Below are 21220 nucleotides of genomic sequence, written 5' to 3'. Positions count from 1 at the left end.
ACAGGTAGCTCATGGCCTTGATAACACTAGGGCTCAGCCACCACAGCGCGCCGGTCGAGGCGCGCGAGCGGCTCGCCTTTACCGATGCAGACCTGCCCGCGGCACTAGCGCGGCTGCGGGCGCTGCCGGGTGTGGAAGAAGCCGCGATCCTGTCGACCTGCAATCGCACCGAAATCCTCGCGATCACCACCGCCGACGACGAAGGCCGGCTGATGGAATGGTGGCGCCGCGAGCTGAATGCGCCGCAGGACTACCTCGAACAGTTCATCTATACGCACCGCGATCAGGCCGCGGTGCTGCACAGCCTGAGAGTCGCCGCGGGCCTGGATTCGATGATCGTCGGCGAGCCGCAGATTCTCGGCCAGATGAAGCAGAGCTTCGCCACCGCGCAGAGCCAGCGCGTGCTCGGGCCGGTGCTGTCGCGGCTGTTCCAGCACGCGTTCCAGGTCGCCAAGCTGGCACGCAGCCAGACCCAGGTCGGCGCGCATCCGGTATCTGTGGCCTACGCCGCGGTGCAGATGGCCAAGCGCATCTTCAGCGACTTTCGCGAAACCACGGCGCTGCTGATCGGCGCCGGTGAAACCGTGCAACTGCTGGCGCGCCATCTGCGCAGCCAGGGCGTGCAACGCCTGATCGTCGCCAACCGCAGCCTCGACAAGGCCGAGAAACTCGCGCGCGAAGTGCAGGGTTATGCGATCCCACTGACCGACCTGGCCTCGTATCTGCCGGACGTCGACCTGCTGGTGTCGTCGACCGCGGCGCGTGGCCATATCATCGAGCGCAGCACGATGGAGGCGGCGGTCAGGAAGCGCCGCCGCAAGCCGGTCTTCATGATCGACCTGGCGATGCCGCGCGACATCGATCCGAAAATCGGCCAGCTCGAAGACGTCTACCTGTACACGCTCGACGATTTGCGCGATGTGGTGCAGGACAACATGAAGGCGCGCAGCGCCGCGGCCAAGCAGGCCGAGGTGCTGATCGCCGAATACGCGCTGGAATTCGCACACTGGCTCGAAGGGCGAGACGCCGGTGCGACCATCGCGCAAATCCGCGCCGCGGCGCGCACGCATCGCGACCAGGTGCTGGCCAAGGCGCGCAAGCGCCTCGCCAACGGCGCCTCCGCCGAAGACGTCATCGCCTTCGTCGCCGACACCCTCAGCAACAAGCTGCTGCACGCCCCCAGCAGCCAGTTGCGCGCCGCCAGCAGTGTCGAGCAGGCGATGCTGGTGACCTCCGCGCGCAAGCTGTTCGATCTGCCCGACGAAGAAAATTAGCGGGCGTCCGCGTCCCTCGATACGCCCGCAAAAGCGCGGACGGCTCGGGAGGAACGGGACGCGCTCCCGGTCTTCCGGTTCTCACTGATCCGCGCTTGCGAGCTCTCGAAGGGACTGCGCCGACCCGCGTCTCGACCGATAATGAGCCAATGAAAGACTCCCTTCTCAACAAATTGCAGCAGATGGTCGATCGCCGCGAGGAAATCGCCGGCGAGCTGTCGTCGCCGCAGGTGCTCGGCGACAACGACAAGTTCCGGCGGCTGTCGCAGGAATATGCGCAGCTTGGGCCGCTGGTGGACTCTTACAACACTTATGTCGCCACCCGGTCCGAGATCGACGGACTCAAGATCATGCGCAACGACAGCGACACCGACCTGCGCGAAATGGCCGAGGCCGAGCTGCCGGCGGCGGAAGCCAGGCTCGCCGAAGTCGAGAGCTTCCTGCAGGGCTATCTGGTGCCCAAGGACCCGCTGGACGCGAACAATGTGTTCCTCGAAATCCGCGCCGGCACCGGCGGCGACGAGGCCGCGATTTTTGCCGGCGACCTGCATCGCATGTACAGCAAGTACGCCGAACAGCGTGGCTGGCAGATCGAGGTGCTGTCGATGAGCGAAGGCGAGCACGGCGGCTACAAGGAAATCATCAGTCGCGTCGCCGGCTTCGGCGCCTATTCGCAGCTCAAGTTCGAGTCCGGCGCCCATCGCGTGCAGCGCGTGCCGGAGACCGAGGCTCAGGGTCGCATCCACACCTCGGCGGCGACCGTCGCAGTGCTCGCCGAGATCGAGGAGGCGCAGGCGATCGACATCAATCCGGCGGATCTGAAGATCGATACCTATCGCAGCTCCGGTGCCGGCGGTCAGCATGTCAACAAGACCGAGTCGGCGATTCGCATCACGCATATCCCGAGCGGCCTGGTCGTCGAATGCCAGGAAGAGCGCAGCCAGCACAAGAACCGCGCGAAGGCGATGGCGCTGCTCGCGTCGCGCCTGCTCGACGCCGAACGCAGCAAGCAGCAGGGCGATGTCGCCGCCACGCGCAAGAAGCTGGTGGGCTCGGGTGATCGCAGCGAGCGCATCCGCACCTACAATTTCCCGCAGGGCCGCATCACCGATCACCGCATCAACCTGACCTTGTACCAGTTGGAGCGCGTGATGCAGGGCGAGCTCGACGGCGTGATCGTGCCCTTGCTCAACGAGCACACCGCCGAGCTGCTGGCGGAGCTGGGCGAGTGACGATTGCCGAGGCGCTGATCGCCGGCACGCGGCACCTGGCGCCGCACAGCGATACGCCGCGCCTCGACGCCGAGCTGCTGCTCGCCTCGGTGCTGAAGCTGTCGCGCGGCGCCTTGTTCGCGCGCACCGACGAGCTCGTCGATGAAGATCCTGCCCAGCGTTTCGACGCATTGGTGCAGCGCCGCGCCGATCACGAGCCGATCGCGTATCTGCTCGGCACGCAGGGCTTCTGGACGCTGGATCTGCAGGTGAATGGCGACGTGCTGGTGCCGCGTCCGGAGACCGAACTGCTGGTCGAATGGGCGATGGAAATCCTGGCGCGCGACAAGCCCGTGCGCGTCGCCGATCTCGGCACCGGCAGCGGCGCGATCGCGCTGGCGATCGCCAGCGAGCGGCCTCTGGCGCAGGTGTCCGCGACCGATGTGTCGGCGGCGGCGCTGCGGATCGCGCAGGCGAACGCGCAGCGCCATCACCTCGGCAACCTGCGCTTCGCGCAAGGCTCCTGGTATACGGCTTTGGATGCGGGCTTCGATCTGATCGTGTCGAACCCGCCGTACATCGCCGCGGGCGATGCGCATTTGCCGGCGCTGAAACACGAGCCGCTGGATGCCTTGAGCGACCATGGCGATGGCCTGAGCTGTCTGCGCGACATCATCAACGGCGCGCCGCCGCATCTGCTGCCGGACGGCTGGCTGCTGGTCGAGCACGGCTACGATCAGGGCGCGGCGGTGCGTGCGCTGTTCGAGCAGGCCGGTTTCGTCGGGGTGGTCACGCGTCGCGATCTCGGCCGGCAGGAACGCGCCACCGGCGGGCGCCTGGCATGAGCGAGCTCGCGCGCTACCGCCGTCAGATCGTGCTGCGCGAAGTCGGCGTCAACGGCCAGCAGCTGCTGCGCGATTCCAGCGTGCTGATCGTCGGCGTCGGCGGCCTCGGCAGCGCTGCCGCGCCCTATTTGGCCGGCGCGGGCATTGGCCGGCTGGTGCTGAGCGATATCGACCGCGTCGACCTCAGCAACCTGCAGCGTCAGCTGCTGTATCGCCAGGCCGATGTCGGCCGCGACAAGCTCGCCGCCGCCCGCGATGCGCTGCGCGCGCTGAATCCGGACTGTGAGATCGAAACGCTGAAAGGGCCCCTGGACGACACGGCCCTGCTCGCCGCCGCGCGCAGCGTCGACCTGGTGCTGGACTGCAGCGACAACTTCCCGACGCGCTTCGCAGTGAACCGCGCCTGCGTCGCCGCGCGCCGGCCGCTGGTGTCGGGCGCGGCGATCCGCTTCGAAGGCCAGCTCGCCGTGTTCGACCTGCGCCGCGGCGGCCCCTGTTATGCCTGCCTGTACCCCGACGACGCCGGCGCCGACGCCGCGGAGACCTGCGAGGAGGCCGGCATCCTCGGGCCGGTGGTCGGCACCGTCGGCAGCCTGCAGGCGCTGGCCGCGATCAAGCTGCTGCTCGGCCTGCCGAGCGAGGCCGGCACGCTGCGCCTGTGGAACGCACTGGATTCACAATGGCGCACGCTGAACCTGCGTCGCGACCCGCAATGCGCGGTCTGCGGAAAGCCCGCGTAGCCCGGATCGCAGCCCGTTTCTTCGACCATCACTGCACAACGGCGGCTCAACGACCGCCCTAGGGAAGCATCCAATGACCGATTTGCTCCTTGTTCCACGCCGTCTCGCAATTCAGATCCTGCACGAGGCGCAGATCGCGCAGCCGGCGGCGATGCACGGCTGGGTTTACGAGCGTGATGGCAAGCCGGCGGTGTTCCGCCTGGCGGCCGCCGACATGGGCACGCACCGCGCCGACGAAACCCTGTGGGCGCGGTTGTGGAGCAAGCCGACTGAGCCGGCGGTGCCGGCTCCGGCCGAATTGCGCGAAGGACTGGTGAACCTGCTGGTGTCGCTCAACACCAAGGGCGTGCTGGAGATGCGCGCCTGGGAGCTGGTGGGCGGCGCTGCGGTCGAGCGTGAGCTGCGCGTCGAAGATTAGACGAAGATCAAACCGGACCAACTTGGCACCGGGAGAGCGGGGCAGGACGCCAGCTGGGTTATCCTCGCTGCTCTGCCGCCAAGGCTGGCGAGCTGTTCCCCGGGGTAATTCAGGAATTCATGGATAAAGACCTGATCTTCGTCGTGGACGACCAAGCGTCCAATATCGAAGTCGTGACGGCGCTGCTGGAACGCGCCAATTACGAAGTCGTGCCTTCGCTGTCCGGTGAAGAGGTGCTGGAGCACTGTCTCGAGCGCACGCCGAGCCTGGTGCTGCTGGACATGCGCATGCCGGTCATGGACGGCTTCGAAGTCTGCGAGCATCTGCGCGCCAACCCGCGCACCGCGGACGTACCGATCATCTTCCTGACCGCCGCACGCGAGCGCGAAGGCGTGATGCAGGCGTTCCAGCACGGCGCGGTCGACTACGTGACCAAGCCCTTCGTCGCCGAAGAGCTGCTGGCACGCGTCAAGACGCATGTCGAACTCAAGCGCGCCCGCGATCACCTGGCGCTGATCGCGCAGGAGCGCGCCGACCTGACGCAGATCGTCGCGCATGACCTGAAGAACCCGCTGTCGAGCATCCTGTTCGCGCTTGACCTGATGGACCGCGGCCAGGACACGCCGGAGCGCATGGTCGGCGAAATTCGCGAAAGCGCGCAGCATTGCCTGAAGTTCATCGACAGCTATCTGGGCCGCTGGGCCAAGTCCACCGATCTGCGCAAGGTCGAGATCAGCGCGCTCAAGCTGGCGCCGGTGATCAAGGCCACGCTCGACGGCTTCAAGCTGCTGGCGCAGGAGCGCGGCATGGAGATCGTCGCCGACATCGTCGACGATCCCGAAGTCATGGCCAACGCCACCGCGGTGCGCCACGTGCTCGAGAACCTGATCTCGAACTCGCTGCGTTACGCGCCTGCCGGCGGCACGATCACGGTGCGCTGCGAGACCGGCCGCTCGGGCATGGCGCGCGTGTCGGTCGCCGATCGTGGCCCGGGTGTGCCGCGTGACCGCCAGCAGCAGCTGTTCAAGCGTTACGTGCGGCTGCAGGCGAACTCGGAAGTGCAGCATGCCAGCGGCCTGGGCCTGGCGATCTCCAAGGAAGAAATCACGCGCATGTCCGGCCACCTCTGGTACGAGGATCGCGAAGGCGGCGGCTCGGTGTTTTCGTTCGTGTTGCCGCGGGTCGGTTTCGAGCCGCCGGGGAATTAGGCGGCTGCATTGTCGTCGTCGCCGCGCAGCACTGCGCGGGAATGACGCCTGCCGGCAAATGATCGGCGGCGTGAGCCGCCGTCGCGCTTCAGCCGGCCAAGGGCAATCGCAGCGTGAACCTCGCGCCCTTGCCGATGCCGTCGCTGTGCACCGCCAGGCTGCCGCGATGCAGCTCGGCCAGATGCACGGCGATGCTCAGGCCCAGGCCGAGACCGCCGCCGCGCGACTTGTCGCCGCTGCCACTTCTTGCCTGGCTCAGCAGCAGCGCCAGCTTGTCGGCGGCGATGCCGCGGCCGCTGTCGCTGACGCTGATCTGCAGGCTGTCGCCGTCGCGACGCAGGTCGACACCGACGCTGCCGCCCTTGGCGGAAAACTTGATCGCGTTCGACAGCAGATTGCCGACGATCTGCTGCAGCCTTTCCGAGTCGCCTCGCACCGCCGGCAGGCCGGCTTCGACCTGGCGCGTGATCGTGATCTGCCGCGGCCTTGCCGCCTCGGCCGCGCTCTTGATTGCGCCGTCGATGACGAAGCCGAGATCGTCGATCGGCGACAGCTCGATCTCGAAGCGGCCCGCCAGCATCCGCGAGGCATCGAGCAGGTCGGCGATCATCTGCGCCTGCAGCCGCGCATTGCGTTCGATCGACGCCAGGCCCTGCGTCGCATCGGCGTCGCGCGGCTGGCGCATCAGGATGTCGGACCAGCCGAGGATGGAATTCAGCGGCGTGCGCAGCTCGTGCGATACCGTCGACAGGAAATCGTCCTTCAGCCGCTCGGCGCGCCGCGCGCTCAGCAGCGCCGCGATCATCGACAGCAGGGCCGGCGTCTGCGCCGAGGCATTCAGGCAGGCATCGTCGGCGTGGAACGCTTTGCCTGACAGATCTGCTGCGATATGCAGCAGCGGCGGCAGTTTCAGCGAGGCGTCGGTGCGCAGTTGCGCGGCGAAAGCCAGGCCGTCGGCTTCTAGATGATCGTGATCGATCAGCAGCAGATCGCTATCGGCGATCTGCGCGCGCGCCTGCTCGACATCCCCTGCGCTGCTGAGCGTGTACTGCGCCGCCTCGAGCGCGGCGACGAGAGCGGATTGCGCTGCCGGGGTCTTGCTCGCGACCAGCAGGCGCGCCTTGCTCATCGAGCGGCTAGTGGCGGAAGTGACGCATGCCGGTGAACACCATCGCCATGCCGGCCTCGTCGGCGGCGGCGATGACTTCGCTGTCGCGCATCGAGCCGCCCGGCTGGATCACCGCGGAAATGCCGGCCTGAGCGGCCGCATCGATGCCGTCGCGGAACGGGAAGAAGGCGTCGCTGGCCATCACCGAACCGCGCACTTCGAGCTTCTCGTCGGCGGCCTTGATGCCGGCGATGCGCGCGCTGTAGACGCGGCTCATCTGGCCGGCGCCGATGCCGATGGTCTGGCGCTCGCGCGCATAGACGATGGCATTGCTCTTGACGAACTTGGCGACTTTCCAGGCGAAGATCAGATCGTGGATCTCGGCTTCGGTCGGCGCGCGGCGCGTCACCACTTTCAGATCCTCGGCGGTGATCATGCCGCGATCCTGATCCTGCACCAGCAGGCCGCCGGCGATGCGCTTGTAGTCGAAGCTGGCGACCGGGCTTGAAGGCCAGCTGCCGGCTTCCATCACGCGCACGTTCTGCTTGGCGGCGAGCACCGTGCGCGCCGCGGCGCTGATGCTCGGCGCAATGATCACTTCGACGAACTGGCGGCCGACGATCGCGGTGGCGGTGGCTTCGTCGAGCTCGCGGTTGAACGCGATGATGCCGCCGAAAGCCGAAGTCGGATCGGTCTGGTAGGCCAGTTCATAAGCACGGCCGATGCCGTCGAGGCTGACCGCGACGCCGCAGGGGTTGGCGTGCTTGACGATCACGCAGGCCGGCTTGACGAAGGACTTGACGCACTCCAGCGCGGCGTCGGCGTCGGCGATGTTGTTGTACGACAGCTCCTTGCCCTGCAGCTGTTTCGCCGCACCCAGCGTGCCGGGCGCCGCATCGCGCTCGGCATAGAACGCGGCGGCCTGGTGCGGATTTTCGCCGTAGCGCAGGTCCTGCTGCTTGTGGAACTGCAGGCCCAGGGTGCCGGGAAAGCGTGCGGCTTCGGCGCCGGCGACGCGGCTGCTGAAGTAGGCAGCGACCGCGGCGTCGTAACGCGCGGTCAGCGAATAGGCCTTGGTCGCGAGCTGTTCGCGCAGCGCCAGTTGAGTACCGCCGTCTTTCAGCGCAGCGAGCACCTGCGCGTAGTCGGCGGGATCGACGACGACGGCGACGTCGGCATGATTCTTCGCTGCGGCGCGCAGCATCGCCGGACCGCCGATGTCGATGTTCTCCACTGCCTCGGCATGCGTGAAGCCGGGGCGGGCGACGGTTTGCTCGAACGGATACAGGTTCAGCACGACCAGGTCGATCGGTGCAATCGCGTGCTCGACCATGACCGCATCGTCGACGCCGCGGCGGCCGAGAATGCCGCCGTGAATTTTCGGATGCAGCGTTTTCACGCGGCCATCCATGATTTCCGGAAAGCCGGTGTGCTTGCTGACTTCAATAGCCTTCAGGCCCGCGGCGATCAGCTGTTTGAACGTGCCGCCGGTGGACAGCAGCTCGATGCCCAGCGACTGCAGCTCGCGCGCGAACTCGACGATGCCGGTCTTGTCGGAAACCGACAGCAGTGCCCGCGCCACCGCGGTCCTGTCGGTGCTGCTCATCGTGCCGGCTTCGCGGTGATGCGGTGGTGACGCAGCTTTTTGCGCAAGGTCGCGCGATTGAGACCGAGCATCTCGGCCGCGCGCGACTGGTTGTTGTCGCAATAGCGCAAGGTCGCGCGCAGCAACGGCGGCTCGACCTGGTCGAGAATCATGTCGTACAGCTCGGCCGGGGAGTGGCCGTTAAGACTACGGAAGTAGTCGTCCAGACATTCGGATACGGAATGGCTCAGGGGCTTTGAATCGGAAGCCGCGCGTTGTGCAGACATACAAGCCCTCGGTGCCTCGGTGCGTCACGACCTCGCCCTGGCGGCATGCATCGCCCGAGGTCTTGTTCTTTGGGGGCGCGAATCATAGCGCCAAGCCCGGCGCGAAAAAAGCGCGTTGCGGACGATGGCCGATAGCCGGGACGCAGTTGCCTGCGCTGATTGCAAAAGTTTTTATCGGCCGCCGCGCTGTCAGCGCCGTCGCAGGTACTTTTTGATTTCGTCAAGTCCTTGGTCGGCGCGCCGACGAGCTGCCATCCAGCTGACTAGCGGCGCTGTGCGGCGAGCCGCGTCCAGCCTTCGCGCCGACCGTCGGCAGCAAAATCGAACCACGGCGCATAGGCGGCGCGCACGTCCTCGGCCTGGCGATCGAGCAGGCCGGCGAGCACGATCCAGCCGCCCTGGCGGATCGTGCCGGCCAGCAGCGGCGCCAGATCGATCAGCGGCCGCGCCAGGATGTTGGCCAGCACCAGATCGGCCGGGAAGGGTTCGACGCTCAGTTCCGGCGCGACCGTGGTCAGTCGCTCGGCGACGCCGTTGGCCTGCGCGTTGGCCAGTGTCGCCTGGATCGCCTGCGGGTCGATGTCGTAGCCGACCGCGCTGGCCGCGCCGAGCTTGAGCGCGGCGATTGCCAGAATGCCGGAGCCGCAGCCGTAATCGAGCACGTTCCAGCCGCCGATTTCGTTGGTTGCCAGCCATTCCAGGCACATCGCGGTGCTCGGATGCGTGCCGGTGCCGAAGGCCAGGCCCGGATCGAGCAGCAGCGTGACGGTGCCGGGTTCGTCGACACGCTTCTCGACAGGACAGACCCACAGGCGCGCGCCGAACTTCAGCGGCGGGCAGTCCTTGAGCCAGACACGCACCCAGTCCTGATCCTCGACCAGTTCGGTTTCGCAACGCAGGTCGTCGCCGTCGGGCAGCTGCTCGCGCAGGGCTTCCAGTGTCGGCGCGATGTCGTGTTGCTCGGGGAACAGACCGAGCGTGACCGTGTTGGTCCACAGCGGCGTCTCGCCCGGCGCGGGCTCCAGCACCGGATCGTCCTCGGCGTCGATGAAGCTGACCGCACTGGCGCCGGCGCTTTGCAGGATTTCGTCGACGAATTCGGGATAGCGCGAATGCACGCGCAGCTGCAGCCAGGCCATTGGGGAGCGCCAAACAAAAAGGGGAGCGATTATCGCTCCCCTTGAGTGCCACGTCTTGTCGTGCGACCTACTCGGTCTGCCATTCGGCCAGCATGTCCGACAGATAGTGAATGTTGTGCTCGCCGCGCTGAAAGGTCTTGTCCGACATGATCCGCTTCTGCAGATTGATGTTGGTATCGATGCCCTCGATGATCATTTCCGACAGCGCGTGCTGCATGCGCTCGATCGCCGACTTGCGCGTATTGCCCCAGGCGATCAGCTTGCCGATCATCGAGTCGTAATGCGGCGGCACGCGGTAACCCGCGTAGATATGCGTGTCCATGCGAATGCCCGGACCGCCGGGCGCGTGGTACTTGGTGATCAGGCCGGGCGAGGGGATGAAGGTGCGCGGATGCTCGGCATTGATGCGGCATTCGATCGCATGGCCGCGCATGCGGATATTGCCCTGCTTCTTGGTCAGCGCCTTGCCGCTGGCGATGCGGATCATCTCGCGGATCAGGTCGACGCCGGTGACCATTTCGGTGACCGGATGCTCGACCTGGATGCGCGTGTTCATTTCGATGAAATAGAAATGACCCTGGTCGTACAGGAACTCGAACGTGCCGGCGCCGCGATAGTTGATGCGCTTGCACGCGGCCACGCACAGCGCGCCGATTTCATCGCGCTGCTCGTCGCTGACGCCGGGCGCGGTGCATTCCTCGACCACCTTCTGGTTGCGTCGCTGCATCGAGCAGTCACGTTCACCCAGATGGATCGCATTGCCCTGGCCGTCGGCGAGCACCTGCACTTCGACGTGACGCGGCGTCTCCAGGTACTTTTCGAGAAACACCGTCGCGTCCTTGAACGCGTTCAATGCCTCGGTGCGCGCGATCTGGATTTTCTCCAGCAGCTCGCTTTCGACCCGCACCACCTGCATGCCGCGACCGCCGCCGCCGGAGGCGGCCTTGATCAGCACCGGGTAGCCGACGGATTCGGCGATGCGCAGGCACTCGGCCTCGTCTTCCGGCAGCGCGCCGTCGGAGCCGGGCACACAGGGCACGCCGGCGGCGATCATCTCGGCCTTGGCGTTGGTCTTGCTGCCCATCAGGCGAATGGTTTCCGGGCGCGGGCCGATGAAGATGAAGCCTGAGCGCTCGACGCTTTCAGCGAAGTCCGCGTTCTCGGACAAAAAGCCGTAACCGGGATGGATCGCGTCGGCCTGGGTGATTTCGGCGGCGCTGATGATCGCTGCCATGTTCAGGTAACTTTTCTGCGCCGAGGCCGGGCCGATGCACACGGCTTCATCGGCCAGCAGCACGTGCTTCAGATCGCGGTCCGCCTGCGAATACACGGCGACGGTCTTCAGCCCCATCTCGCGGCAGGCGCGCAGGATACGCAGCGCGATCTCGCCGCGGTTGGCGATCAGGATCTTCTTGATTTCCGCCATGATCGCGGCCTTATTCGATTACGAACAGAGGCTGATCGAATTCCACCGGACGTTCGTTATCGACCAGGATGTCGACGACCACGCCAGCGCGATCCGACTCGATCTGGTTGAGCATCTTCATCGCCTCGATGATGCACAGCGTCTGGCCGACCTTTACGGTCTGGCCGACTTCGACGAAGGGCTTGGCGCCCGGCGACGGCGTGCGGTAGAACGTGCCGACCATCGGCGCGCGCACCACGTGGCCGCTGGGTTTGGCCGGCGCGGCGGGGGCTGCGGGCGCAGCAGCGGCCGGAGCGGCGGCAGGCGCCGGAGCGGCGATCGCGGCCGGAGCAGCGGCGGGCGGCAGCGCGTAGTGCAGCTGCTGCGTCTGACGGCTGATGCGAACGGATTCCTCGCCTTCCTTGACCTCCAGTTCGGAGATGCCGGACTGTTCGACGAGTTCGATCAGCGTCTTGATTTTGCGCAAGTCCATTGTGATTTGAGTTCCCCTGTCCTAGTTAGAGATCAACCGCGCGTGCGCGGCCTGCAGCGCCAGGCCGTAACCCTGGGCTCCCAGGCCCAGGATCACACCCACCGCAATGTCGGAAAGATAAGAGTGATGCCGGAAGCTTTCGCGTGCGTGCACGTTCGAGAGATGCACTTCGATGAACGGGATCGCCACCGCCAGCAGCGCGTCGCGCAGCGCCACGCTGGTATGAGTGAACGCGCCCGGGTTGATCAGTACGAATTTCACGTCTTCTGAACGCGCCTGATGCAGCCTGTCGATCAGTTCACCCTCGTGATTGCTCTGCAGGCAGCTCAGCCGGTGACCGAGATCGGCAGCCTGTTGAACCAGCGCCGCTTCGATTTCGGCCAGGGTCGTGCTGCCATAGACACCGGGTTCACGGGTGCCGAGCAAATTCAGATTGGGGCCATTCAGCAGCAGCAGATGGCTCACGGAGCGTTTCCGATGACGGGAGCGTCGATTCTGCCCCAGTCGGCCGCGAAGAACAACTTTGTAAGATTTTGCCGTCGGGTTAGGCGATGATGCGGGCGGGTTGTGCTCAATTGGTCTGAGTGATTACCCGCATTGCCCTACTGACAGTGTAATCAGCTCGACGGCAGATGCTGCTCCACCAGTTTCTGCAGCTCGTCGTGCTGAAACTCGCCGTGCTTGCGGAAGACGATACTGCCATTCGCATCGATCAGGACGGAGTATGGCAGGGCGCCAATGGTATCGCCAAGTGCCTGCATCGCGTCGACGATTTCAGTGTCGCCGACCAGCACCGGGTAATTGATGCCGAGTTGCGGCGCGCCGTTTTTCACCGCCTCCAGATCGTCCATCGCCGCGCCGACGATCTGCAGGCCGCGCGCGCCGTATTGCTGCTGAAAGTCCAGCAGCATCGGGATTTCGTGCAGGCAGGGCGCGCACCAGGTGGCCCAGAAATTCACCAGCACCAGCTTGCCACGCCACTCGCTGAGCTTGCGCGGCTGGCCGGTCAGATCGTTCAGCGTGATCTCCGGCGCGAGGCTCGGCGTCTGGTCGATGACCGTCGGTTTCGCCAGATGACGATAGACCGCGAAGCCGCCGCCGGCCGCGGCCAGGCACAGCGCCAGAATCAACAGACCTTGCGTCGCAGCTTTGCGCATCAGCGTACCGTCTCCACGTCCAGCACTCGTTCCTGCGGTGGGTAACACACCAGATTTTCGGCGCAGCCCTGGTAACGGATGCGCACTTTTTTCGGTGCCGCCGAAGCCGCGGTCTTGTAGCGCACCAGCAGGCGATCGCGAATGATTTTGACGTCGCCGAAATGCTCGTCGTGATGCGTCTCGCCGGCCGGCAGATCGGCGGAGATCAGGCTCAGCGATGCGGGCTCGACGACGCTGAGCTTGAACTTGTCGCGATACAGATAGCAGTTCGGCGCCGCGTCGATGCCGATCACCAGTTGGCCGTTCTCCCACAGCGCCGGTTGTACGCGAAAGGCCTCGTCGACCGCGAGAATGCCACCGGTTTGTTCATGCGGTTTCAGCAGCAGGCCGCTGCCGCCGGCGAACGCCGCGGGCGCTGCGAGCACAAGCATTGCAGTGGCGACGCAGGAGATGACGCGGGTGATCATGCCAATGGCCGGGAGTTGTCGACGACCCACTGACGGTAGGGCTCGTGTGCCGCGTCCCATCGGACCGCGACGATTTCCGGAAGTTCGTAGGGGTGCTGTGCCAGAACCAGATCGCGCAACGCGTCGAAGCGCGACTGCAGCGTCTTGATCATCAGCATCGATTCCTCGTCATGCTGCACGCCGCCTTTCCAGCGATACACCGAGCGCACCGACGGCAGGATGTTGACGCAGGCGGCGACGTGCGCGTCGACCAGCGCGGTCGCGAGCACCTCCGCGCTGGCCGGTGGACAGGTGACGTAGACGAGGAGGGCGGTTTCGCTCATGTGGGTGTGTCCCGCTGTAGGAGCGGATCCTATCCGCGACTCTGCTCTTCAAGTTTACAGTCGCGGATAGGATCCGCTCCTACAACAGCGGAGGGATCGTCTGGGTCAGCTCTCGCCGCGCCCGATGGCGAAGTACCGGAAGCCGGCTTCCTTGAGCACGCTGGGCTCATACAGGTTGCGGCCGTCGACGATCACCGCGTTCTTCAGCAGCGACTTGAGCCGCGCGAAGTTCGGCGAGTGGAACACGCGCCATTCGGTGACGATCGCCAGCGCGTCGGCGCCGTCGCAGGCGGCCTCCGGCGTGTCGACCAGGATCAGATCGTCGCGCTTGCCGTACAGGCGCTCGCACTCGTGGCTGGCCACCGGATCGTGCGCGCGGATCTTGCCGCCGGCGGCCCAGACCGCTTCCATCAGGTCGCGGCTCGGCGCCTCGCGCATGTCGTCGGTCTGCGGCTTGAACGCCAGACCCCACAGCGCGATGGTCTTGCCCTTGAGCGAGCCGAGCGACTTCTCCAGCTTGGAGAAAACCAGCGTCTTCTGCCGCGTATTCACCGATTCCACCGCCTGCAGCAGCTGCGCGTCGAAGTTCGCGCCGCCGGCGGTGTGCACCAGCGCCTTGACGTCCTTCGGGAAACAGCTGCCGCCGTAGCCGCAGCCCGGGTAGATGAAGTGATAGCCGATGCGCGGATCGGCGCCGATGCCGACGCGCACTTTCTCCACGTCCGCGCCGAGCGCTTCGGCCAGGTTGGCGATCTCGTTCATGAAGCTGATCTTGGTCGCCAGCATCGCGTTGGCTGCGTACTTGGTCAGCTCGGAGCTGCGCACGTCCATGACGATGAGCTTGTCGTGGTTGCGATTGAACGGCGCATACAGCGCCTGCATCGCCGCCGTGGCGCGATCAGACGAAGTGCCGCAGATGATGCGATCCGGCTTGTTGAAGTCGGCCACCGCGGCGCCTTCCTTCAGGAATTCCGGGTTGCTGACGACGTCGAACGGCACCTCGACGCCGCGCGCCTTCAGCTCGGCGGCCAGCGTCTGCTGCACGCGATCGGCGGTGCCGACCGGCACCGTCGACTTGCTGATGACCACGCGATACTCGGCCATGTACTGGCCGATGGACTTGGCCACGGCGAGCACGTACTGCATGTCGGCGGAGCCGTCTTCGCTGGGCGGCGTGCCGACGGCGATGAACTGGTAGACGCCGTGGGCGACGCCCTCGCTGGCCACCGTGGTGAAGCGCATGCGGCCGCTGCGCACGTTGCGCTGGAGCATGTCCTCCAGGCCGGGTTCGTAGATCGGGCATTCGCCGCGGCGCAGCCGCTCGACCTTGGCCGGATCCACGTCCACGCACAGCACATCGTTACCCGCGTCGGCAAAACAGGCGGCCGTGACCAGGCCGACGTAGCCCGAGCCGAAAATGGTGACGTTCACGCGTGATCCTTGGGTTTGTACCGGGAGACAGGCGCGGATTGTAGTCGATGACTAACGGCGGGGGCCTGCTCGGACAGCGTCATCCGCGCGCCGCCGTGGCTAGTCGCGCGTATCGCCGAATGGCATCTCGACCGACACGCCGACGCTGGCCGAGCCGTCGCGCGGTTTGTCCGGATCGGTACGCGGGAAGCTGTAGCCGGCGGTCCATTCGGCGAACAGGCGCTCGCGCAGGAACGGATGGCGGAACAGCACGCGGCCGCCGTATTCGTACAGCGGCTCGGGCTCGTCGGTCTCGCCGCGGATGAAGGCCTCGTAGGCCAGGCCGCGCTTGTGTTCGAGGTTGTGATAGAGGATCGCCGAGTTGCGCCAGTTCAGGCCGACGGTGTGTTGCGACAGCGTGCCGACCGAGTACAGCCGCGCCAGGTAATGCCGCGACAGCACGTGGCTGTAGTCGAAGCTCTGGGTCACGCCGAAGCCGTCGCGGGTGTTCCAGAACGGTGTCGACTTGATGTATGCGACATCGTTTTCGTCCGAGTACAGCGTGTAGCGCAGCCGCCCCTGCAGGAAGCCCATCGGAGGGCCGAGGCCGCGCACGCCGACGCGGATACTGGTCTGCAGGTTGCGCGTGTCGGGCAGGCTGTAGCCGAGGCCGGCGAGCCATTCGTTCTGTTCGCTGAGCGTTGGAAACGTGCCGCGCAATTCCGAGGCATCGGTACGGCCGCGGACGAAATCCTCGTCGTTCTCGCGGCCGACGAAGGCCGACAGCTGGTTCTTCGCAACGGGCAGATCGAACTCGACATGCAGCCGCGCGCGCGAGTCGAAGCCTTCGAACTGCGAATAGACGTTGGACAGTTCGACGAAGCCGCGCGTGCGCCGCGCCGCGGCGACATCGCCGGTCTTGCCGAACAGCCCGTCCATCCACAGCGCGGTCTTGCAGCTGGTTTCTTCCAGCCATTCGCGGCTGTCGTCGACCAGCATGATCTCGTCGGGGCGTTCGGCGCGGTCGCAGGGGTCGGCCGCCGATTCCACCGGCAGCGGTGGCTTGCTCGGGCCAGCCGTCTCGTCCGGCTCGGGCTGGACTGCGGCTTCCGGCGTCGCTTGGGACGCCGCCGCCGCATCGGTGACGATCACCGACTGATCGGTGTTCTGCTTGGCGGCCTTCGGCGCGGACCCCTGCGAATCCCCGGCCGGCAGATCGTTGTCGGTGGGATGCTCGATTTCGCCGAGTTCGCCGCTGGCGCTGCGCGTTTCCGGCGGCTTGGTTTCGTCGATCGGGGTCTCCAGCGACACCGGCGGCGCGGGCGCAGGCCCGGGGTCAGACCCCGGTTCAGGCGATGCCGCCGGTGGCGGCTCGTCGGCGGCCGCGGGCGGAGCCTGGTTGGCTGCGCAGGAGCACAGCAGCAGCAGGCCGGGCAACAGGCTCAGTCCGGTATTGGCAGCGCGCCGTCGCGCTGCGCTTGCGGAAAGTCCGATTGCCCCTGCCTGCTTCATCCCCAGCATTCTCCTGCCGCCGATCTATGTCGCGACCCATCCCTTGTAGCGCGAGTCTTGCAGCGCCGGCTTGCCGCGGGCTGAAGACAGCGCAGACGCTTCAAGGCTTCATAGATGCTGCTGGAAGCGCTCCTTGTAGCGCGCGAAATGCCGATCGACGGCGGCTCCGGTCAGGCCGAACTGCTCGAGTGTGTACTGGTGTTTGCCGCGCTTGTGCTGCGGATTGGCGTCCTTCCAGTCGCGCATCGCCTGCTGTGCGGCCGGCGTGAAGTCGTAGCCGAAGCGCTCGTAGATTTCACCGACCGCTTTCAGCGGATCGCTGATCAGCGCGCGATAGCCGATGTCGACGAAGCGCGCGTCGCCGATGCGCTCGCGCAGATCGATCGTGCGATCGTTGACCGCGCTGGTGCGCGCCAGCGTGTGCGGGCCGAGCTCGGTCATCGAGGCGTGGTCGCTGGTCAGGCTGTGCATCACGCTGTACAGGCTGCACAGCGACGGCAGTACCTGCGACGGATCGCGATGGGTCTGCACGATCACCGCGTCGGGGAAGGTCGCCAGCAGCGCTTCCAGCCCGAAGATATGGAACGGTGACTTCAGTACCCAGTGATCCTTGGGATGCTGCCATTGCAGATGCTGCAGCTGCGCTCGGTAATCGGCGTAGGCCTTGCGCAGATCCTGCTGATCGAACCATTGCTCGTACGACGGAATGCGCGCCATCAGCTCGTAGGCCGACGTCGCCATCGTCGTCTGCAGCAGGCCGACGCATTCTTCCGGCTCGCCGGCGACCAGTTCGTGCGCGGTGGCGAAGTCCGGTGCCATCCAGTCCAGCGTCTTCAGGCGGCGCGCAACCTGCTTGATGCGCGGGTCGCTGTCGTAGGTCGCGGCTTCCGGCGGCGGCGAGGGATGCATCATTTCCCAGGTCTGCAGCGAGCGCACCGCAGGATCGCGCGCGAGCAGGCGCTGCAGCATCGTCGAGCCGGTGCGTGGCAGGCCGACGATGAACAGCGGCCGCTTGATTTCGACCTGCGCGATCTGCGGGTTGGCGAGCAGGTCGCGGCGCAGCAGCAGGCGATTGCTGATGGTGCGATGCAGGTAGTCGCGCAACATCAGCCTGCCGATGGTGTTGAGCTGCGCTTCCTGCTCCAGCGAACGCGTCAGCACTTCCAGGCCTTCGCGGAACTCGTAGTCGCCCCAGTCGCGCAGGCCGGTGGCGCGCTCGGCGCGGGCGATCAGCGCGCCGGCGTCGAGGCGGGGTCTGGCGGCGGCGCGGCCGACGCGATTGAGTGCCCGCAGCAGCAGCGGACGCGAGGCGCCCGGCTCACCCCCGACAGCGTTTGGCGCGGCGCTCATGAGCAATAACGCGGGCTGCGACTGGGTTCTTTCCCCGGGGGCGATACCTGGTATCCCGCTTCTACAATGACCCACATTCTGTCTGGACTCCCCGACATGACCGATTCACCCTCGTTCGTATTCGCTGACGCCCTGCCGACACGCGACGCGCGCTTCGCGGCCATCACCGGCCAGTGGCTCGCCGACGAGACCAGCCTGGTCAACCGGCTCTGCGCGCTCGCCGAGCTGCCTCCCGAGCCTGCGGCCAGCGTACAACGCAGCGCTGCCGAATGGGTGCGGCGCGTGCGGGCGCTCAGGAGCGGCCAGAGCCCGCTCGATGCCTTCATGCGCCAGTACGACCTGTCGTCCGAGGAGGGCGTGCTGCTGATGTGCCTGGCGGAGGCGCTGCTGCGTATCCCCGACGACGAGACCGCCGAAGCGCTGATCGCCGACAAGCTCTCCGGCGCCGACTGGGAGCAACATCTGGGCCGCAGCGATTCGCTGTTCGTCAATGCGTCTACCTGGGGGCTGATGCTTACGGGCCGCATCGTACGGCTGTCGCCGCAAACCGCTAACAACTTCCGTGCCGCGATCAACCGCATGGTCGGACGCTCCAGCGAGCCGGTGATCCGCCTGGCGGTGCGCCAGGCGATGAAGCTGATGGGTCATCAGTTCGTCATGGGGCGCAATATCGAGGAGGCGCTGAAGCACTCGCGCGAGCGCGATCAGCGCGCCTACCTGCATAGCTTCGACATGCTCGGCGAAGCCGCGCTGACCCAGGCCGACGCCGACCGCTACTTCAAGGCCTATCGCGACGCGATCGCCGCCATCGGCGGCTATCCCGACCCGAATCACGACGGCGATGTCGCGCAGCGGCCGGGTATTTCGATCAAGCTGTCGGCGCTGCACCCGCGCTACGAATTCGCGCATCGCGGCCGCGTGCTCAAGGAGCTGACGCCGCGGCTGCTGGCGCTGGCGCAGATGGCGCGCGCGCAGAACATCGGTCTGACCGTCGACGCCGAGGAGGCCGATCGGCTGGAGCTGTCGATGGACATCATCGCGCCGGTGTTCGCCGACGCCTCGCTGTCCGGCTGGGGCGGCTTTGGTCTGGCGGTGCAGGCTTTCCAGAAGCGTGCGCCGGCGCTGATCGACTGGCTCGAAGAGCTGGCGGCGACCACGCGGCGCCGCCTCGCGGTGCGCCTGGTCAAAGGCGCGTACTGGGACACCGAGGTCAAGCGCAGCCAGGAGCAGGGGCTGGCTGGCTACCCGGTGTTCACGCGCAAGCCGAATACCGACGTAAGTTACCTCGCCTGCGCGCGCAAGCTGCTGAGCCGCCGCGAGCAGTTCTATCCGATGTTCGCCACGCACAACGCGCACACCATCGCCGCGGTGCGTGCCTACGCGGGCGACGAGCATTCGCTGAAAGCCGGCGCCGGTTATGAGTTCCAGCGTCTGCACGGCATGGGCGAGGCTTTGTACGACGTGGTCAAAGAGGATTGGCCGGCGCCGTGCCGGGTCTATGCGCCGGTGGGTTCGCACGAAGACCTGCTGCCGTACCTGGTGCGGCGCCTGCTCGAGAACGGTGCGAACACCTCGTTCGTCAATCGCATCTTCGACGAACAGGCCGAGCCGGAAGTGCTGGTCGCCGATCCGGTCGCCGCGGTGCAGGCGCTTCCGGTCAAGATCAATCCGGCGCTGCCGCTGCCGCAGGATCTGTACGGTTCGGCACGGCGCAATTCCGCCGGCCTGAATCTGGCCGACGAGTCGGCGATGCTGGAACTGTCGCAGGCGCTGGCATCGGCCCAGGTGCCGACGCGCGCCGAGTCGCTGATCGCGACAGGCAAGCCGCCGGCAGGCAAGGCGCGGCCGATCAGCGATCCGTCCGATCGCCGCCGCGTGCTCGGCGAGTGGATCGCGTTCGATCCGGCCAAAGTGCCGGCGGTGATCGAGGCCGCGGCGGTGGCGCAGCCGCGCTGGAACGCAACCCCGGTCGCGGTGCGCGCCGAAATGCTCGAACGCGCCGCCGACAGCCTGGAAGCGCGTCGCAGCGAGTTCATGCAGCTGCTGATACGCGAAGCCGGAAAAACCATCGGCGACGCGATCGCCGAGGTGCGCGAAGCTGCCGATTTTCTGCGCTATTACGCAGTGCATGCGCGCCGGCTGCAGGCGACGCCCGAAGTCATGAGCGGCCCCACCGGCGAGCACAACGAGCTGCAGTTGCACGGCAAGGGTGTGTTCGTGTGCATATCGCCGTGGAATTTTCCGCTGGCGATTTTCACCGGCCAGATCGCCGCCGCTCTGGTCACCGGCAACACGGTCGTCGCCAAGCCCGCCGAGCAGACCAACCTGATCGGCGTGACGATGGTGCAGCTGCTGCGTGATGCCGGCATTCCGGCTGAGGTCCTGCAATGCGTGCTCGGCGAGGGCGATGTCGGCGCCGCGCTGTGCGGACACGCGCAAATCGCCGGTGTCGCGTTCACCGGCTCGGTCGACGTCGCGCAGGCGATCAATCGTCAGCTCGCCGCGCGGCGCGGGCCGATCGCGACGCTGATCGCCGAAACCGGCGGCCAGAACGCGATGATCGTGGATTCTTCGGCGCTGCCCGAGCAGGTGGTCAAAGACAGCATCAGCTCGGCATTCCATTCCGCGGGTCAGCGCTGCAGCGCACTGCGTGTGCTGCATCTACAGCACGAAATCGCCGACAAGGTGCTGCACATGCTCGGCGGCGCGATGCACGAACTGGTGATCGGTGATCCGGCCTTGCTCGGCACCGACATCGGACCGGTGATCGACGAGGCCGCGCGTACGCGGCTCGCCGGGCACGCGGCGCGACTGCACGCCAAGGGCAACGTGCTCGAGCAGTTGTCGCTGCCGGAGCACTGCAAGCATGGCACTTACTTTCCGCCGACCGTGGCCGCGATCGACGATATCGCGCAGCTCGACGGCGAATACTTCGGCCCGATGCTGCACGTGGTGCGCTATCGCGCGCGCGATCTCGACGAGGTCATCGCCGGCATCAATCGCAGCGGCTATGGTCTGACGCTGGGCGTGCATTCGCGCGTGGAAAGCACCTGGCGGCGCGTGCAGGAGCAGGCGAGAGTCGGCAACTGCTACATCAACCGCGGCATGACCGGCGCGGTCGTCGGCTGCCAGCCTTTCGGTGGCGAAGGCCTGTCCGGCACCGGCCCGAAAGCCGGCGGGCCGCACTATCTGCTTCGCTTTCTCGCCGAACGGACCCTGACGGTCAATACCTCGGCTGTCGGCGGCAACGCGCGCTTGCTGGCCGCCAGTGGTTGAGGAACCTCTGAT

20 protein-coding genes are annotated in these 21220 nt (G+C 66.4%); 7 read left to right on the top strand and 13 right to left on the bottom strand.

Translation table 11 applies throughout. The features are described 5' to 3' along the window. The first annotated feature begins 11 nt into the window (after nt 1-11). From hemA to ACQZF9_RS13085, 6 genes are all read left to right on the top strand, one after another. Nucleotides 12-1274 carry a glutamyl-tRNA reductase gene (hemA, locus tag ACQZF9_RS13110; RefSeq protein WP_428309417.1) on the top strand — a complete coding sequence of 421 codons (1263 nt, stop codon included), beginning with the start codon at nt 12-14 and terminating at the stop codon, nt 1272-1274. Nucleotides 1275-1423: 149 nt separating this feature from the next. Next, complete coding sequence (prfA, locus tag ACQZF9_RS13105) at nt 1424-2506, top strand: peptide chain release factor 1 (RefSeq protein WP_428309416.1); 1083 nt, start codon at nt 1424-1426, stop codon at nt 2504-2506. Continuing rightward, nucleotides 2503-3330, top strand: coding sequence for a peptide chain release factor N(5)-glutamine methyltransferase (gene prmC / locus ACQZF9_RS13100; RefSeq protein ID WP_428309415.1), 828 nt, complete (start codon nt 2503-2505; stop codon nt 3328-3330). The genes prfA and prmC overlap by 4 nt, the downstream gene beginning before the upstream one ends. Beyond that, nucleotides 3327-4070: a HesA/MoeB/ThiF family protein gene (locus ACQZF9_RS13095; protein ID WP_428309414.1), complete on the top strand. Its 744-nt coding sequence runs from the start codon at nt 3327-3329 to the stop codon at nt 4068-4070. The genes prmC and ACQZF9_RS13095 overlap by 4 nt, the downstream gene beginning before the upstream one ends. A 73-nt stretch (nt 4071-4143) precedes the next feature. Further along, nucleotides 4144-4488, top strand: a complete 345-nt coding sequence (locus tag ACQZF9_RS13090) for a hypothetical protein (RefSeq protein ID WP_428309413.1) — start codon at nt 4144-4146, stop codon at nt 4486-4488. A gap of 119 nt (nt 4489-4607) precedes the next feature. After that, on the top strand, nt 4608-5696 hold the full coding sequence (locus ACQZF9_RS13085; protein WP_428309412.1) for a hybrid sensor histidine kinase/response regulator: 1089 nt from the start codon (nt 4608-4610) through the stop codon (nt 5694-5696). Between the two features lie 88 nt (nt 5697-5784). Here the strand turns inward: ACQZF9_RS13085 and ACQZF9_RS13080 are convergent, their stop codons facing one another. The 13 genes from ACQZF9_RS13080 to ACQZF9_RS13020 form a co-directional block, all read right to left on the bottom strand. Beyond that, nucleotides 5785-6825 carry an ATP-binding protein gene (locus ACQZF9_RS13080; protein ID WP_428309411.1) on the bottom strand — a complete coding sequence of 347 codons (1041 nt, stop codon included), beginning with the start codon at nt 6823-6825 and terminating at the stop codon, nt 5785-5787. A gap of 7 nt (nt 6826-6832) precedes the next feature. Beyond that, nucleotides 6833-8410: a bifunctional phosphoribosylaminoimidazolecarboxamide formyltransferase/IMP cyclohydrolase gene (purH, locus tag ACQZF9_RS13075; protein ID WP_428309410.1), complete on the bottom strand. Its 1578-nt coding sequence runs from the start codon at nt 8408-8410 to the stop codon at nt 6833-6835. Continuing rightward, the gene (locus tag ACQZF9_RS13070; protein ID WP_428309409.1) at nt 8407-8676 is read right to left on the bottom strand and encodes a helix-turn-helix domain-containing protein; all 270 of its coding nucleotides are present in this window, start codon (nt 8674-8676) and stop codon (nt 8407-8409) included. The genes purH and ACQZF9_RS13070 overlap by 4 nt, the downstream gene beginning before the upstream one ends. A gap of 263 nt (nt 8677-8939) precedes the next feature. Continuing rightward, nucleotides 8940-9815, bottom strand: coding sequence for a 50S ribosomal protein L11 methyltransferase (gene prmA / locus ACQZF9_RS13065; protein WP_428309408.1), 876 nt, complete (start codon nt 9813-9815; stop codon nt 8940-8942). 67 nt (nt 9816-9882) lie between these two features. After that, nucleotides 9883-11241 (bottom strand): acetyl-CoA carboxylase biotin carboxylase subunit, encoded by a 1359-nt coding sequence (gene accC / locus ACQZF9_RS13060; RefSeq protein ID WP_428309407.1) that lies wholly within the window; start codon nt 11239-11241, stop codon nt 9883-9885. Between the two features lie 10 nt (nt 11242-11251). Beyond that, nucleotides 11252-11713: an acetyl-CoA carboxylase biotin carboxyl carrier protein gene (gene accB, locus ACQZF9_RS13055; RefSeq protein WP_428309406.1), complete on the bottom strand. Its 462-nt coding sequence runs from the start codon at nt 11711-11713 to the stop codon at nt 11252-11254. 21 nt (nt 11714-11734) lie between these two features. Then, a complete protein-coding gene (gene aroQ / locus ACQZF9_RS13050) occupies nt 11735-12178 on the bottom strand; it encodes a type II 3-dehydroquinate dehydratase (protein WP_428309405.1) in 444 nt (147 codons plus the stop codon). Between the two features lie 152 nt (nt 12179-12330). After that, the gene (locus tag ACQZF9_RS13045; RefSeq protein ID WP_428309404.1) at nt 12331-12870 is read right to left on the bottom strand and encodes a TlpA family protein disulfide reductase; all 540 of its coding nucleotides are present in this window, start codon (nt 12868-12870) and stop codon (nt 12331-12333) included. Then, nucleotides 12870-13337 (bottom strand): protein-disulfide reductase DsbD N-terminal domain-containing protein, encoded by a 468-nt coding sequence (locus tag ACQZF9_RS13040; protein ID WP_428309403.1) that lies wholly within the window; start codon nt 13335-13337, stop codon nt 12870-12872. The genes ACQZF9_RS13045 and ACQZF9_RS13040 overlap by 1 nt, the downstream gene beginning before the upstream one ends. Next, nucleotides 13334-13660: a divalent-cation tolerance protein CutA gene (gene cutA / locus ACQZF9_RS13035; RefSeq protein ID WP_428309402.1), complete on the bottom strand. Its 327-nt coding sequence runs from the start codon at nt 13658-13660 to the stop codon at nt 13334-13336. Before cutA ends, ACQZF9_RS13040 begins: the two co-directional genes overlap by 4 nt. 105 nt (nt 13661-13765) lie before the next feature. Continuing rightward, on the bottom strand, nt 13766-15091 hold the full coding sequence (locus ACQZF9_RS13030; RefSeq protein WP_428309401.1) for a UDP-glucose dehydrogenase family protein: 1326 nt from the start codon (nt 15089-15091) through the stop codon (nt 13766-13768). Between the two features lie 99 nt (nt 15092-15190). Continuing rightward, nucleotides 15191-16381: a hypothetical protein gene (locus tag ACQZF9_RS13025; protein WP_428309400.1), complete on the bottom strand. Its 1191-nt coding sequence runs from the start codon at nt 16379-16381 to the stop codon at nt 15191-15193. Nucleotides 16382-16690: 309 nt separating this feature from the next. After that, a complete protein-coding gene (locus tag ACQZF9_RS13020) occupies nt 16691-17932 on the bottom strand; it encodes a sulfotransferase family protein (protein WP_428309399.1) in 1242 nt (413 codons plus the stop codon). Between the two features lie 96 nt (nt 17933-18028). On the opposite strand from ACQZF9_RS13020, the gene putA reads away from it, so the two are divergent. Then, nucleotides 18029-21208: a bifunctional proline dehydrogenase/L-glutamate gamma-semialdehyde dehydrogenase PutA gene (putA, locus tag ACQZF9_RS13015; RefSeq protein WP_428309398.1), complete on the top strand. Its 3180-nt coding sequence runs from the start codon at nt 18029-18031 to the stop codon at nt 21206-21208. The last annotated feature ends 12 nt before the right edge of the window (nt 21209-21220 follow it).

The organism is Hydrocarboniphaga sp. (genome assembly GCF_965279055.1).
Classification (GTDB): domain Bacteria; phylum Pseudomonadota; class Gammaproteobacteria; order Nevskiales; family Nevskiaceae; genus Hydrocarboniphaga.
The sequence above is the reverse complement of the archived record's forward strand: the minus strand, read 5'-3'. Positions and strand labels throughout refer to the sequence as shown.